This is a genomic window from Micromonospora sp. RTBAU3-60, from assembly GCF_054963695.1.
This window is the reverse complement of the sequence record NZ_JBUEGB010000003.1, coordinates 33,608-48,735: the sequence shown is the minus strand read 5'-3', so window position 1 is coordinate 48,735 and position 15,128 is coordinate 33,608. Positions and strand designations below refer to the sequence as shown.

Genomic DNA, 15,128 nt, shown 5'->3' with positions numbered 1-15,128 from the left:
TGTTTGTCGTTGTCGCCGACCCCCGCAGCCGGTCGGTCGGTTACGCCCCAAATATTCGCCGAACCGGGGGATGAGTCCCGTCCCGTGGTGCGGGCGAGATAGTCGCTGGGCAGGCGGGGTACACTGCCGGACATGGCCGGAGTCTTCCTGCTTCTTACCGGGCCGTGCTGATGCGCTGACGCGCGACAGCACGGCGGCCCCTCCTGCGCGAGGGGCTTTTTTGTGCCCGCAGCAGACCTCCCCATCACCCGATCTGACCCGCGCCGAGGAGACGCCATGAGTGAGGCAGCCGCACCGGCGACCGACATCCCCCCGTTCCGGTACACCGCGGCCCTGGCCGAGGAGATCGAGCACCGCTGGCAGGACACCTGGGAGCGGGAGGGCACCTTCCACGCGCCGAACCCCACCGGGCCGCTGGCCGACCCCGACCACCCGCGGGCGGGCGCGGAGAAGCTGTACGTGCTGGACATGTTCCCCTACCCGTCGGGCGCCGGCCTGCACGTCGGCCACCCGCTGGGCTACATCGGCACCGACTGCTTCGCCCGCTACCAGCGGATGGCCGGGCGCAACGTGCTGCACGCCATGGGCTTCGACGCGTTCGGCCTGCCCGCCGAGCAGTACGCGGTGCAGACCGGCACCCACCCGCGGACCACCACGGTGGCGAACATCGAGCGGTACAAGGCACAGCTGCGCCGGCTGGGGCTGGCCCACGACGAGCGGCGCTCGGTGGCCACCATCGACACCGACTTCTACCGCTGGACCCAGTGGATCTTCCTGCAGATCTTCAACTCCTGGTACGACGCGCAGGCGCGCAAGGCCCGCCCGATCGCCGAGCTGATCGCCGAGTTCGAGGGGGGCAACCGGCCCACCCCGGACGGCCGGTCGTGGGCCGAGCTGACCGTGGCCGAGCGGCGGAAGATCGTCGACGACCACCGGCTGGCGTACGTCTCGGAGGCGCCGGTCAACTGGTGCCCGGGGCTGGGCACCGTGCTGGCCAACGAGGAGGTCACCGCCGACGGCCGCTCCGAGCGGGGCAACTTCCCGGTCTTCAAGCGGAACCTGAAGCAGTGGATGATGCGGATCACCGCGTACGGCGACCGGCTGCTGGACGACCTGGACAAGCTGGACTGGCCGGAGCCGATCAAGCTGATGCAGCGCAACTGGATCGGCCGCTCGCAGGGCGCACACATCGACTTCCCCGCCGGCCGGGAGTCCATCCGGGTGTTCACGACCCGGCCGGACACCGTCTTCGGGGCCACCTATCTGGTGCTGGCACCCGAGCACGAGCTGGTCGACGGGCTGGTGCCGGCGGCCTGGCCGGAGGGGACGAAGGAGGCTTGGACCGGCGGGCACGCCAGCCCGCGGGCGGCCGTCGAGGCGTACCGGAAGGCCGCCGCGGCCAAGACGGACGTGGAGCGGCAGGCGGAGACCCGGGAGAAGACCGGCGTCTTCGTCGGCGAGTACGCGATCAACCCGGTGACCGGAGCGCGTGTCCCGATCTTCATCGCCGACTACGTGCTGGCCGGCTACGGCACCGGCGCGATCATGGCGGTGCCCGCCCAGGACGAGCGGGACTGGGACTTCGCCGAGGTGTTCGACCTGCCGATCGTGCGTACCGTGCAGCCGCCGGAGGGCTTCGCCGGCAAGGCGTACACCGGGGACGGCCCGGCGATCAACAGCGCCGCGCCCGACCGCGGCCTGGACCTGAACGGCCTGGGGGTGGCCGACGCCAAGGCCCGGATCATCGAGTGGCTGGAGGCGAACGGACACGGCACCGGCGCGGTGACCTGGCGGCTGCGGGACTGGCTGTTCAGCCGGCAGCGCTACTGGGGCGAGCCGTTCCCGATCGTGTACGACGAGACCGGCACGCCGATCGCGCTGCCCGAGTCGATGCTGCCGGTCGAGCTGCCCGAGGTGGACGACTTCTCCCCGCGGACCTACGAGCCGGAGGACGCCGACAGCGACCCGGAGACCCCGCTGTCCCGGCGCCGGGACTGGGTGGAGGTGGAGCTGGACCTGGGTGACGGGCCGAAGCGCTACACCCGGGAGACCAACGTGATGCCGCAGTGGGCCGGCTCCTGCTGGTACGAGCTGCGCTACCTGGACCCGACCGACGGCGAGCGCTTCGTCGACCCGGAGAACGAGCGGTACTGGATGGGGCCGCGCGGCGCGGGCGACTGCGGCGGCACCGACCTGTACGTCGGCGGCGCGGAGCACGCCGTGCTGCACCTGCTGTACGCCCGGTTCTGGCACAAGGTCCTGTACGACCTGGGCCACGTCTCCAGCTTCGAGCCGTTCCGGAAGCTGTTCAACCAGGGCTACATCCAGGCCTACGCCTACACCGACGCCCGCGGCGCCTACGTGCCCGCCGCCGACGTGGTGGACCGCGACGGCGGCTTCTACCTGGGCGACGTCCAGGTCAAGCGCGAGTACGGCAAGATGGGCAAGTCGCTGAAGAACGTGGTCACGCCGGACGAGATGTGCACCGCGTACGGCGCGGACACCTTCCGGGTCTACGAGATGTCGATGGGCCCGCTGGAGGTGTCCCGGCCCTGGGAGACCCGGGCGGTGGTCGGCTCGTACCGGTTCCTGCAGCGGGTCTGGCGGGCGATCGTGGACGAGCAGACCGGCGAGGTGCGGGTCACCGACGCGCCGGCCGACGAGGAGACCCGCCGGCTGCTGCACCGGGTCGTCGACGGTGTCCGCGGCGACATGGAGGGGATGCGGTTCAACACCGCGATCGCCAAGCTGATCGAGCTGACCAACGGGCTGACCCGGCTGTCCGCCACGCCTCGCGAGGTGGCCGAGCCGCTGGTGCTGATGCTGGCGCCGTTCGCCCCGCACGTCGCCGAGGAACTGTGGCAGCGGCTGGGCCACGACACCTCCCTGGCGTACGCGGACTTCCCGACCGCCGACCCGGCGCTGCTGGTCGCCGAGACGGTGACCTACCCGGTGCAGGTCAACGGCAAGGTGCGGGGCCGGATCGAGGTCCCCGCCGATGCGTCCGAGGACGACGTCCGGGCGGCCGCGCTGGAGGCGGTGGCCGGCTCGCTGGCCGGCAAGGAACCCCGCAAGGTCATCGTGGTCAAGGGCCGGATGGTCTCCGTCGTCGCCTGACCCGCCCCGGGGCGCCCGCCCCGGCGCGCAGCTTCCCGGAGAGAGTGGCCATCCCGCTGCGGATGGCCACTCTCTCCGGGAACGAGTGCGGATCGCGGCCGGTCAGCGGGCACGACCCGGGCTCAGCTTGGGGCCGCGCGGCGCCGCCGCTCGGCGCGCCACCAGCGGTGGACGATCACCACGGTGGCGATCAGCCCCAGGCCGGACGGGGCGGCGGCGTACCAGTTGACGGTGCCGGTGGAGCTGACCGCCGCGCCGAGCACCGCGTACCCGACGGCGGTGGGGGCGGCGGCGATCACGCTGCCCGCCAGGAACGGCAGCACCCGGGCGCCGGTGGTGCCGTAGCCGTAGCTGACCAGCCCGAAACCGGCGATCGGCAGCAGCCGGACGCTGATCACCCCGAGCACGCTCTGCCGGGCGAACCAGCCGTCCAGCCGGGCCAGCCGGCCCCGGACCCGCTCGGCCACGAACTCCCGGCCGAGCAGGCGGCCGACCGCGAAGCCGATCGCCGCCCCCAGCAGCGCCGCCCCGAGGGCGTACGCGGCACCCGCCACCGGGCCGAAGATCGCGCCCGCGGCGAGCGTGACGAAGGTACGTGGCACCAGCGCCACCAGCAGCAGCGCGCCGCCCAGGACCGCCGCCACCGGGGCGTACCCGCCGAGGGAGTCGGCGAGCCGGGGCAGCTGGGCCGGGGCGGGCCGGGGCACCAGCAGCAGCGCCACGCCGAACCCGGCGAGCAGCAGGAGCAACAGCCCGAACCGGCGCACGGAGGGCTGCCGGAGCAACCGCGCCGACCATGCGGACAGCCGCCGGAGCAGCCGCCGGGCGGTGGGGGTCATGCCCGGGCGGCGGCGACCGCGGCGCGGCGCTCGGACCGGAGCCGCTCGGCCCAGGTGTCGTCCAGCGCGGGGAGCTGGTGCGCGCCGGTCGCCCAGCGCAGCAGCAGGTCGGCCAGGGCCGGGTTGCGGGCCAGGGCCGGGCCGTGCGAGTAGGTGCCGAGCAGCTTGCCCCGCCAGGCGCCCTCGGTCATCCCGTCGTTGCCGATTCCGGCGGTCACCCGGGCCAGCGGCGACACCCCCGGACCCAGATGGGTGCGCCCGCCGTGGTTCTCGAAGCCGGTCAGGTACGGGATGCCCAGCCGCGCGTCGACCTCGCCGGCCAGCTCGCCGACCGCCCGGGTGGGCCCCCGGTCGGAGGCGATGTCCAGCAGCTCCAGGCCGGCGTACTGGGCGCCCTTGGCGTAGAAGGAGGTGCCCAGGAGTTGGTAGCCGGCGCAGACGCCGAACACCACCGAGCCCTGCGCCACCGCCCGGTGCAGGCCGCCGTCGGCGATCAGCCGCTGGGCGCCCAGCGCCTGCGGGCCGTCCTCGCCGCCGCCGATCAGGTAGATGTCGGCGGTGGCGGGCAGCCTCTGGTCGGAGCGCACCTCCAGCACCTCGACCGGCATGCCGCGCAGCTGGGCCCGGCGGGCCAGGATCAGCGCGTTGCCCCGGTCTCCGTAGGTGGAGAGCAGGTCGGGGTAGATCCAGACGATGCGCAGGCTCTCAGTTGACACGGTCCAGCTCCGCTCGGATGTCCTGGAAGGCGGTGTAGTTGGCGATGACCTCCAGCCGGCCCGGCGGCACCGACCGGACCGCCTCGTCGAAGCTGCGTACGTGCTGGAACGGCACGCCGTTGACGTCGAGCCGGACGGCGAGGTCGTACGCCCGGTCGCCGGTGATCAGCACCTGCCGGCCGCGCAGCGGGGCGAAGTCGACGTCGAAGAGCCAGGAGGTGTCCAGCCCGTCGGGGTCGCGCGCGTTGATGGAGAGCAGGGTCGGCGCCTCGTCGGCCATGTCGAACGCCTCCAGCCAGCTGGCGGGGTTCTTCGCCAGCAGCAGCCGGATGTTGCGCCCGTCCCGGTCGACCTGGGCGTAGCGGCCGGCCACCGAGGTGACCGAGCCGAGCCGGGAGACCGCGTCCACCGGCCGTACGCCGAACTCGGCGGCGACCGCCAGGGCGGTGGCCGCGTTGCCCAGGTTGACCTTGCCGGGGAGCTGGAGCTGGACCTTGTGCCAGGCGCCGGTGGGGTCGAGCACCCCGTCGTCCTCGACGGTCCACTGCGGCTCGGGCCGGCGCAGCGGGCAGCCGGTGCACCACCACTGCTCACCTGAGCGCTGGATGGTGGCGCCGCACTCGGGGCAGACCCACGAGTCGTCGTGCCAGCGCTGGCCGGCGCTGAACCAGGTGACCTTGGGCGGGATGTGGCCCTGGGCCGGGTCGGCCGGCGGGGTGGCAGCCCAGACCACCATCGGGTCGTCGGCGTTGGCGACCACCCGGACGTCGGGGTGCCGGACCAGCGCGGCGCGCCAGAGCTGCGCCATCATGGCGACCTCCTTGGCCCGGTCGAGCTGGTCGCGGGAGAGGTTCAGCAGGGCCACCACGTGCGGCTCGGTGGCCTCCAGCACCTGGGCGAGGTAGTGCTCGTCGACCTCGAGCACCGCGTACGGGGTGCTGCCGGCCTTGGCCAGCGCCGAGGTGTGGCCGGTGGGCATGTTCGCGCCGAAGGAGTTGGTGGCGACCCGGCCGAGCACGCCGACGGCGGCGGTGGTGAGCCGGGTGGTGGTGGTCTTGCCGTTGGTGCCGGACACGAGCGCGATGGCGCGACCCGCCGACAGGTGCGCGAGCAGGTCGGGGTCGATCTTGAGGCCGATCCAGCCGCCGATCACCGAGCCGTCGCCGCGACCCGCGGCCCGCGACAGCGCCGCGGCGGTCCGCGACACGGAGCTGGCCACCTTCGCCCGCAGGGGCATCTTCGCGTCCGTCACCCGAGCGAGGTTACCGGACCCCGGGGCCCGCCAGATCGCCGCCGACCGCGATCCGTTCGGCCGGGGACGTCCGGCGGACGGCCAGCGGACGCTCGGCCGGATGGAGTCGATCAATGTCGGGTAGCGGACCCGCGCCCGGGGCCGCTCCGGCCCTCCACTCTGCCCCACCCCGTTTGACGTGCTCTTTTGCGCGTGGGCGCGACGCGCCACGCGGGCGATTCTGGTTGCAGGTGGAGGGAAGTGGAGTAGAGTGGGGCGCGATGGTGAGGCCGGGAGGGCCACACCGGCCCGGGGGGTCAGCGGCGCCGCGAACGCCGCTCAGGGCGAGGGGGTTGGGCCGATGTTCCTCGGCACCCACACCCCACGCCTGGACGACAAAGGCCGGTTGATCCTGCCGGCGAAGTTCCGGGATGAGCTGGCGGGGGGTGTCGTGATCACCAAAGGGCAGGAGCGCTGCCTCTACGTTTTCCCGATGCCCGAGTTCCAGCGGATCGCCGACCAGTTGCGCGCGCAGCCGATGACCAGCAAGACGGCCCGGGCCTACAGCCGGGTCTTCTTCGCCAGCGCGCACGACGAGGTGCCGGACAAGCAGGGACGGGTCACCATCCCCGGGCACCTGCGCTCGTACGCCGCCCTCGACCGGGATCTGGTCGTGATCGGCGCGAGCACCCGGGTGGAGATCTGGGACAAGGCGGCCTGGGAGGCCTACCTCGCGGAGAGCGAAGACGACTTCGCCGACATCGAGGAGGGGGTGCTGCCCGGCGGTCTGTAGGGCGTGACGGCGCCCGACGTACTGCGAGATCTCCAGCCGCTTTCGAGTTCCTGGCACCCCTTCCCCGGTGCCAGGCGCACGATCCGTACCGGGGGACCGCGGCCTCCGGCGGGCGAGAGCGGATGGGGATCTGGCGGTATGACGAGGCGTCGTGGCGACGACGGACGCGAGACGGACGGAAGGTTTCAACCAGTGGGGGTCGACATGGGGGAGCTACGCGGCACGCACGTGCCGGTGCTGCTCGAGCGGTGTCTCGAGTTGCTGGCCCCCGCGCTGGGGCGGACCGGCCGCACCGTGCACGTCGACGCCACGCTGGGGTTGGCCGGGCACGCCGAGGCGGTGCTGGCGGCGCACCCGAACACGGTGCTGATCGGCCTGGACCGGGACACCGAAGCCCTCGCCCACGCGCGGGTCCGGCTGGCCCGGTTCGCCGACCGGATCCACCTCGAACACGCCGTCTACGACGAGCTGCCCGAGGTGCTCGACCGGCTCGGCTACCCGGCGATCGACGGGGTCCTGTTCGATCTCGGCGTCTCGTCCCTGCAACTCGACGCGCCCGACCGCGGGTTCGCGTACGCGCAGGACGCGCCGCTGGACATGCGGATGGACCAGACCCGGGGGATGACCGCCGAGGAGGTGGTCAACACCTACTCCCATCCGGAGCTGGCCCGGGTGCTGCGGGTGTACGGCGAGGAGAAGTTCGCCGGGAAGATCGCCTCGGCGATCATCCGGGAGCGCGAGCGCGCCCCGATCACCTCGTCGGCGCGACTGGCCGAACTGGTTCGGGAGAGCATTCCGGCACCAGCCCGACGAACCGGGGGACACCCGGCAAAGAGAACGTTTCAGGCTTTACGCATCGAGGTAAACAGAGAGCTGGCAGCGCTGGAATCGGCGCTGCCGGCCGCGCTCGACAAGCTCACCGTGGGCGGCCGCATGGTGGTCCTGTCCTACCACTCGCTGGAGGACCGGCTCACCAAGCAGGCGCTCGCCGACCGGGTCCGCAGCAAGGGCCCGATCGACCTCCCGGTCGAACTGCCCGGGTCGGGCCCGACGTTCTGGCTGCTCAGCCGGGGCGCCGAGCTCCCCGGGGAGGCGGAGGTCGCCGCGAACCCGCGCGCCGCCTCGGTGCGGCTGCGGGCAGCGGAGCGGCTCGACCCGGAGGCGGCCCGGCAGGGGCGTACCGACCGCGAACGGTACCGCCGCCGGGTGAAGGCGATGCACCAACCGGGGACGGGGTCACCGGGGTCCGTCACGGACCCGCGGTCGACCCCGAGGGACGGGAACGGGACGGACGAAGAGGGGGAGGGGACATGAACGTCAACACGCGCGACGGCCGGGACGCCGTCGGGCAGCGCGCACCGCGGTCGGGGGGCCGGATCGCGGCGCAGCGCACCACGCGGACCGCGACGGCGGAGGCCGACCGGCGCGACCGCCGGGAGGCGACCCGCGCCCGGGGGACGCGCGAGTTCCCCACCGACGGCGCCGCCGCGCTGCGGCCGGCCGAGCGGACCCGGAACACCGGTGCGGCGTCGCCGCGGCTGCGGGTCGCCCCGCCGCCGCCGGTGTCCGTGCCGCGGGCGCCGTTCGTCGGGCTGATCCTGGTGCTGGTGGTCGGTGGCGTGCTGGGCATCCTGGCGGTCAACACCAAGATCAACGAGAACGCGTTCAAGCTGGAGAAGCTCCAGCAGGAGCAGGCCAAGCTCGACGTCAACCAGGAGCAGCTGGAGAAGGAGATCGCCGACCAGGAGGCTCCCGGCAACCTCACGGCCAACGCGCGCAAGCTCGGCCTGGTCGAGTCCGGCGACCCGGCGTACATCCGGCTGCCCGACGGGAAGATGATCGGCGTGCCGCACCCGGCGCAGGGCGCGCCCGCCATCACCAGCCAGCAGGGCAACGGGGGCTGAGCAGTGTCGCCGAGATCGGAGGAACCGCGCCGGGACGCCACAGGCTCCCGGCGCGGCTCGTCCCGGGGCGGCCGGGGCGCCGACCCCCGCTCGGGGGAGCCGGGCGTCGGCGGGATCTCCGACGCCCGGGCGTACACGCCCCGGGGGCGGACCATCCGGGAGGGCGGCGCCGCCCGCGCCGGCGGGGGCGCCGAGCAGCGGCGTACCCCGCGCAGCAGCCGCTCCGGTGACCCGTTCCGGCCGGCGCTGCAGGTGCTCGACGGCGGCCGGACCGGGGCGACCCGTGCCGGCCGCCGGCCAACCGCCGCGGGCGGCCGGTCCGGCGTGGTGCGGACCGTGTCCGCCCGTCCGGTCCGGGAGCCCTTCGACGACGACGAGCTGCCGGCCCCGCCGCGCCGCCGGACGACCCCGCGCCGCCCGGCCCGGCCGGCCACCGCCCGCCGACCGGCCCGCAAGCCGCGCCGGCCGCCGAAGCTGGCCGACCCGCGCCGCCGGCTGCGGCTCGGCACGCTGCTCGCCCTCGCGCTCTTCGCCACCATCGGCGTCCGGCTGGTCTTCCTCCAGACCGTGGACACCCCGGCGTACGCCGACGGCGGGCTCGCCAACCGGCTCGCCGTGGTCGAGCTGCCGGCCCCGCGCGGGGCCATCTACGACCGGACCGGCGCGCCGCTGGCGCACAGCATCGAGGCGCGCTACGTCTACGCGGACCCGACCAAGGTCAAGGATCCGGTGGCCACCGCGAAGCTGCTCTCCCCGCTGCTCGGGGTGTCGGCCTCCGAACTGGCCGAGAAGATGAAGGAGCGCATCCTCCCCGGCACCACCACCAAGTCCCAGTTCGAGTACCTGGCCCGCGGGGTCAAGATCGACAAGGCCAAGCAGATCATGGCGCTGGACCTGGCCGGCATCGGCGTGCACCGCGACGAGCGGCGCGAGGTGCCCGGCGGCGACCTGGCCGCCAACCTGATCGGCTTCGTCAGCCAGGACATGGTCGGGCTGGAGGGACTGGAGGCCAAGTACGACGACCTCCTGGAGGGCCAGCCCGGCAAGAAGACGTACGAGGTGGGGCAGGGCGACCTGGCCGCGCCCATCCCGGGCGGCTACAGCCAGACCACCCCGGCCGAGCCCGGCGGTTCGCTGACCCTCACCATCGACCGGGACCTGCAGTTCCAGGCCCAGCGGATCCTGTCCACCCAGATGGCCCAGACGCGGGGCAGCGTCGGCGCAGCGGTGATCATCGACGTCCGCACCGGCGAGGTGCTGGCCCAGGCGAGCTACCCCGGCTACAACGCCGCCGACCCGACGAAGGTCAACTCCCCGGCGGACCGCGAGGACGCGGCCACCAGCTTCGTGGTCGACCCGGGCTCGATCCACAAGGCGATCACCTACGGCGCCGCCCTCCAGGAGGGCGTGATCGCGCCGGACACCGCGTTCCCGGTGGCCAACGCGATCACCAGGGGCGGCGTCACCTACCGGGACACCCATCCGGCGAACGGGCGGCGGATGAGCATCCCCGGCATGCTCGCGTTCTCGTCCAACGTCGGGACCATCGAGATCGCCGACAAGCTGGGCAAGGACCGGCTCATCGACTACCAGAAGCGCTTCGGGCTGGGCCGGGCCACCGGCGAGGGGTTGCCGGGGGAGGCGTCCGGGCGGCTGCTCCCCGCCGACCAGTGGAGCGGGTCGGCGTACGGATCGGTGCCGATCGGGCACAGCGTGGACGCCACCCCGTTGCAGATGGCCGCCGCGTACGCCGCGATCGCCAACGACGGGACCTACGTCCAGCCGCACCTGGTCAAGGAGGTGATCGGCCCGGACGGGAAGCGGACGCCGGGCCCGAAACCGATCACCCGCCCGGTGCTCAGTCCGCGCAACGCCGCCGACCTGCGCACCTTGCTGGAGGCGGTCACCACGGTCGACGGCCCGGACGGGCGGGCCACCGGCCTGGCCGCCGCCGTCCCCGGCTACCGGGTGGCCGGCAAGACCGGCACCGGCCTGCGCTACGTCGACGGCAAACAGCAGCCCGGCGAGGTCGGCTCGTTCATCGGGATGGCCCCCGCCGAGAAGCCGCAGTATGTGGTGGCGGTCTTCGTCTGGAGCCCGGGCGGGGAGGGTGGCGCGGTGGCCGCGCCGGCCTTCCGGGAGATGATGGGCTTCACTCTCCGCCACTACCGGGTGCCGCCCTCGCTGACCAACAAGTCCCCCAAGTTCGAGGTCTTTCCACGCTGAGCGGGCACCGGCAGACATCATCGGTGGGTGGCGACGAACCACCGGGGCGGCTGTGCGGTCGAGACCGGACGACCGGGTAGGGTCTGACGCCGTGCCCGGCAATCCACGTCCCCGTACCGTGAATCCCGTCCGGCTCGGCGACCTCGCCGCCCGGGTGGCCGCTCTGGCGCCCGAGCCGGCCGCCGACGTGGCCGTCACCGGGGTGACCCACGCCAGCCAGGAGGTCCGCCCCGGCGACCTGTACGCGGCCCTGCCCGGCGCCCGCCGGCACGGCGGGGAGTTCGCCGCCGCCGCGGCCGAGGCCGGCGCGGTGGCCGTGCTGACCGACCCGGCCGGCGTCGAACTGGCCGCCGGCGCGGGCCTGCCCACGCTGGTGGTGGACGATCCCCGGGCGGTGCTCGGCGAGGTCGCCGCCACGGTCTACGGCGATCCGACCGCCGGGCTGACCGTGATCGGGGTGACCGGCACCGCCGGCAAGACCTCCACCAGCTACCTGATCGAGTCCGGGCTGCGCGCCGCCGGGCACACCACCGGCCTGATCGGCACCGTGGAGACCCGGCTCGGCGACCTGGTGATCGACAGCGTCCGGACCACCCCGGAGGCGACCGATCTGCACGCCATGCTCGCCGTGGCCCGGGAGCGGGGGGTCGACGCGGTGGTCATGGAGGTGTCCAGCCACGCGCTGGCCATGGGGCGGGTCGGCGGGGTCCGGTTCACCGTCGGCGGCTACACGAACTTCGGCTCCGACCACCTGGACTTCCACGCCGACGAGGCGGACTACTTCGCCGCCAAGGCGAAGCTCTTCGACGGGCGCTGCCAGGTGGAGGTGCTCAACCACGACGACCCGGCGCTGCGTCCGTTGGTCAAACCGGCGACCGTGACCTACTCGGCGGCCGGCGACCCGACCGCCACCTGGTGGGCTGACGGCGTCGACGGCGAGGGGTACGCCCAGCGCTTCACCGTGCACGGCCCGGACGGGCTGGCCCTGCCGACCGGCGTGTCGCTGCCCGGGCGGCACAACGTGGCCAACGCCCTGCTCGCCATCGCCATCCTGGTGGCCGCCGGCGTCGACCCGGCCACCGCGGCCCGCGGGGTGGCCGCCTGCGGTGGGGTGCCCGGGCGGCTGGAGCTGGTCAGCGGCGACGCCCCGGTGCTCGGGGTGGTCGACTACGCGCACAAGGCCAACGCCATCGAGGCGGTGCTGACCGCCCTGCGGGACCTGACCACCGGCCGGCTGATCTGCGTCCTGGGTGCCGGCGGCGACCGGGACCGGGGCAAGCGGCCGGTGATGGGGGCGGTCGCGGCGACCGGAGCCGACGTGGTGCTGGTGACCGACGACAACCCGCGCACCGAGGAGCCGGCCGCGATCCGGGCCGAGGTGCTCGCCGGGGCGTACGCGGCGAACACCGGCGCGCGGATCATCGAGGCGCCCGGCCGGCGGGCCGCGATCGAGGAGGCGGTCCGGTTGGCCGAACCGGGTGACATCGTGGCCCTGCTCGGCAAGGGCCAGGAACGCGGCCAGGAGATCAACGGCGAGGTGCTGCCGTTCGACGACCGGGTGGAGCTGGCGGAGGCGCTGCGCGTCCGCTTCGGTGACCGGGTGGGGCGGCCATGATCCCGCTGACCCTGGCCGAGGTCGCCGCGGCCGTCGACGGCCGGCTGGTCGCCGCCGACCCGGACGCCCGGGTCACCGGCACGGTGGAGTTCGACTCCCGCAAGGTCGGCCCCGGCGGGCTCTTCGTCGCCTTCCCCGGCGAGAAGGTGGACGGGCACGACTACGCGGCGTCCGCGGTCGACTCCGGCGCGGTGGCCGTGCTCGGCACCCGCGAGGTGCCCGGCGTGCCGATGGTGCTGGTCGCCGACGCGCTCGACGCGATGGGGCGGCTGGCCCGCGCGGTGGTCGACCGGCTGCCCGAGCTGACCGTGATCGGGCTGACCGGCTCCTCCGGCAAGACCACCACCAAGGACCTGATCGCCCAGCTCGCCGTGCGGCTCGGCCCGACCGTGGCGCCGCCCGGCTCGTTCAACAACGAGCTGGGGCACCCGTACACCGCGTTGCAGGCCGGCCCGGAGACCCGATATCTGGTCATGGAGAAGGGTGCCCGCGGGGTGGGGCACGTGCGCTACCTGTGCGAGGTGGTGCCGCCCCGCATCTCGGTGGTGCTCAACGTCGGGGTCGCGCACATCGGCGAGTTCGGCTCGGTGGAGACCATCGCCCTGGCCAAGGGTGAGCTGGTCGAGGCGCTGCCCGCCGACGGGCTGGCCGTGCTGAACGCCGACGACCCGCTGGTCGACGCGATGGCGTCGCGTACCGGGGCGCGGGTGGTCCGGTACGGCGAGTCGGCGCGGGCCGACGTGCGGGCGGTGGACGTGACGCTGGACGGGCGGGGACGGCCGTCGTACACGCTGGTGACCCCGGAGGGGAGCGTGCCGGTGCGGCTGGGGCTGACCGGCCGGCACCAGGTCTCCAACTCGCTGGCCGCCGCGGCGGTCGCCCGCGAGCTGGGAATGCCGCTGGCCGAGCTGGCCGCCGCCCTGGGGGAACTGGGCCTGGTCTCCACCCGCCGGATGGACGTCTTCGAGCGTCCCGACGGGGTCACGGTGATCGACGACTCGTACAACGCCAACCCGGCCTCGATGGGCGTCGCGCTCCGGGCGCTGGCGAGCATGCGGGGGGAAGGGCGTACCCTCGCCGTGCTCGGCTACATGGCCGAGTTGGGCGACTTCGAACGGGAGGGACATCAGCAGGTCGGCCGGCTGGCGGCCGAGCTGGGCGTCGATCGGCTGCTCGTGGTGGGCGAGCCGGCGGCGCCGATCCACGAGGGCGCGACAGCGGTAGGCAACTGGGGAGGAGAGTCGGTGCTGCTCACCGATCAGGCGGCGGCCGTCGAGGTGCTGCGGAGCGAGCTACGTCCGGGTGACGTGGTCCTGGTGAAGGGCTCCCGGTACCGCACCTGGGAGGTGGCCGACGCGCTGCGCGCGGACGCCACCGAGGGGGCTGCTTCATGAGGGCGGTGATCGTCGCCATCGGGGTTGCCTTCATCATTTCGCTCTTCGGTACCCCGATCGCGATCAAGGTGTTCACCCGGCTCAAGGCCGGCCAGCCGATCCGGGCCGAGGGCCCGGCCATGCACCAGGGCAAGAAGGGCACGCCGACGATGGGCGGCGTGGTCTTCATCCTGGCCACGGTGATTGCGTACGTCGCCGGCCACCTGGCCCTGACCACCCTGCCGGACGCCCAGATCGCCCAGGTCGAGCCGACCATCACCGCGCTGGTGCTGCTGGGGCTGATGGTGTTCTCCGGCGCGGTCGGCTTCATCGACGACTTTCTGAAGGTGCGCAAGCGGCACAGCGGCGGCCTCAACAAGCGGGGCAAGCTGGCCGGCCAGATCCTGGTCGGGGCGATCTTCGGCGTGGTCGCGCTCTACTTCCCGAGCACCATGTACGACGTCACCGGCAAGCGGACCAACGCCGAGACGGTGGGCAGCACCACGCTGAGCTTCATCCGGGACATCCCGGCGCTGGAGATCGGCAAGGTCGCCTCGGTGATCGTCATCGTCCTGGTGGTGATGGCCGCGACCAACGGCGTGAACCTCACCGACGGCCTCGACGGCCTGGCCACCGGCGCCTCGGTGATGGTGCTCGCCGCGTACGGGCTGATCGCGTTCTGGCAGTACCGGCACTGGTGCGCCGACCCGAACTACACCGAGGCGTACTGCTACACCGTCCGGGATCCGTTGGAGATCGCCCTGATCGCCGGGGCGGCGGCGGGCGCCTGTGTGGGCTTCCTGTGGTGGAACACCTCGCCGGCCCGGATCTTCATGGGCGACACCGGGGCGCTCGGCCTGGGCGGTCTGATCGCCGGCATGGCGATGTCCACCCGGACCATCCTGCTGCTGCCGATCGTCGGCGCGCTCTTCGTGATCATCACGATGTCCGTGGTGATCCAGATCATCTCGTTCCGGACCACCGGCAAGCGGGTGTTCCGGATGTCACCGCTGCAGCACCACTTCGAGTTGGCCGGCTGGAGCGAGGTCAACATCGTGGTCCGGTTCTGGATCATCGCCGGCATCGGCGTGGCCATCGCGCTGGGCCTGTTCTACAGCGAGTTCCTCGCCGCGGTCAGCTGAGCGCGGCCGTGCAGGGCCCCGGCCGACGGCCGGGGCCCTCCCTCTTCCCGCCCCGACACGCCGACCGGGCGGTTGCGCCACGGGCGGGCGGGTCGAGCCGCGATGATGGGCGGGTGGGGGAGGGACGAGACACCGAGGGCACCACCAGCACGCAGACCAGACGGGCGCCGGC

The 15,128-nt window shown here is 73.4% G+C and carries 11 protein-coding genes; 8 read left to right on the top strand and 3 right to left on the bottom strand.

Going from position 1 to position 15,128, the window contains the following annotated elements; all coding sequences use genetic code 11:
* Positions 1 to 276 precede the first annotated feature (276 nt).
* On the top strand, positions 277 to 3,117 hold the full coding sequence (gene leuS, locus ACY34I_RS04225; RefSeq protein ID WP_462752627.1) for a leucine--tRNA ligase: 2,841 nt from the start codon (positions 277 to 279) through the stop codon (positions 3,115 to 3,117).
* A 122-nt stretch (positions 3,118 to 3,239) separates the two neighbouring features.
* On the opposite strand, the gene ACY34I_RS04220 is transcribed toward leuS, so the two are convergent.
* Genes ACY34I_RS04220 through ACY34I_RS04210 form a run of 3 tightly spaced genes read right to left on the bottom strand, consistent with a single transcriptional unit; the run spans position 3,240 to position 5,909 of the window.
* Positions 3,240 to 3,956 carry a TVP38/TMEM64 family protein gene (locus ACY34I_RS04220; RefSeq protein WP_462752625.1) on the bottom strand — a complete coding sequence of 239 codons (717 nt, stop codon included), beginning with the start codon at positions 3,954 to 3,956 and terminating at the stop codon, positions 3,240 to 3,242.
* Positions 3,953 to 4,672 (bottom strand): type 1 glutamine amidotransferase, encoded by a 720-nt coding sequence (locus ACY34I_RS04215; protein ID WP_148796544.1) that lies wholly within the window; start codon positions 4,670 to 4,672, stop codon positions 3,953 to 3,955. Before ACY34I_RS04215 ends, ACY34I_RS04220 begins: the two co-directional genes overlap by 4 nt.
* Positions 4,662 to 5,909: a MurT ligase domain-containing protein gene (locus tag ACY34I_RS04210; protein ID WP_462752985.1), complete on the bottom strand. Its 1,248-nt coding sequence runs from the start codon at positions 5,907 to 5,909 to the stop codon at positions 4,662 to 4,664. Before ACY34I_RS04210 ends, ACY34I_RS04215 begins: the two co-directional genes overlap by 11 nt.
* Positions 5,910 to 6,264: 355 nt before the next feature.
* Between ACY34I_RS04210 and mraZ the strand changes: the two genes are divergently transcribed.
* The 7 genes from mraZ to mraY all read left to right on the top strand — a co-directional run bounded on the left by mraZ (position 6,265) and on the right by mraY (position 14,956).
* Positions 6,265 to 6,696: a division/cell wall cluster transcriptional repressor MraZ gene (mraZ, locus tag ACY34I_RS04205; protein WP_148796546.1), complete on the top strand. Its 432-nt coding sequence runs from the start codon at positions 6,265 to 6,267 to the stop codon at positions 6,694 to 6,696.
* A gap of 204 nt (positions 6,697 to 6,900) precedes the next feature.
* Entirely contained in the window at positions 6,901 to 8,010 is a 1,110-nt protein-coding gene (gene rsmH / locus ACY34I_RS04200) for a 16S rRNA (cytosine(1402)-N(4))-methyltransferase RsmH (RefSeq protein WP_462752983.1), read from the top strand.
* Positions 8,007 to 8,600: a cell division protein FtsL gene (gene ftsL / locus ACY34I_RS04195; protein WP_148796548.1), complete on the top strand. Its 594-nt coding sequence runs from the start codon at positions 8,007 to 8,009 to the stop codon at positions 8,598 to 8,600. Before rsmH ends, ftsL begins: the two co-directional genes overlap by 4 nt.
* A 3-nt stretch (positions 8,601 to 8,603) precedes the next feature.
* Complete coding sequence (locus tag ACY34I_RS04190; protein ID WP_462752621.1) at positions 8,604 to 10,826, top strand: peptidoglycan D,D-transpeptidase FtsI family protein; 2,223 nt, start codon at positions 8,604 to 8,606, stop codon at positions 10,824 to 10,826.
* Positions 10,827 to 10,878: 52 nt separating this feature from the next.
* Positions 10,879 to 12,441, top strand: a complete 1,563-nt coding sequence (locus tag ACY34I_RS04185) for a UDP-N-acetylmuramoyl-L-alanyl-D-glutamate--2,6-diaminopimelate ligase (RefSeq protein WP_462752619.1) — start codon at positions 10,879 to 10,881, stop codon at positions 12,439 to 12,441.
* Positions 12,438 to 13,835 carry a UDP-N-acetylmuramoyl-tripeptide--D-alanyl-D-alanine ligase gene (locus ACY34I_RS04180; protein WP_462752617.1) on the top strand — a complete coding sequence of 466 codons (1,398 nt, stop codon included), beginning with the start codon at positions 12,438 to 12,440 and terminating at the stop codon, positions 13,833 to 13,835. Before ACY34I_RS04185 ends, ACY34I_RS04180 begins: the two co-directional genes overlap by 4 nt.
* Entirely contained in the window at positions 13,832 to 14,956 is a 1,125-nt protein-coding gene (gene mraY / locus ACY34I_RS04175; RefSeq protein ID WP_148796557.1) for a phospho-N-acetylmuramoyl-pentapeptide-transferase, read from the top strand. Before ACY34I_RS04180 ends, mraY begins: the two co-directional genes overlap by 4 nt.
* The last annotated feature ends 172 nt before the right edge of the window (positions 14,957 to 15,128 follow it).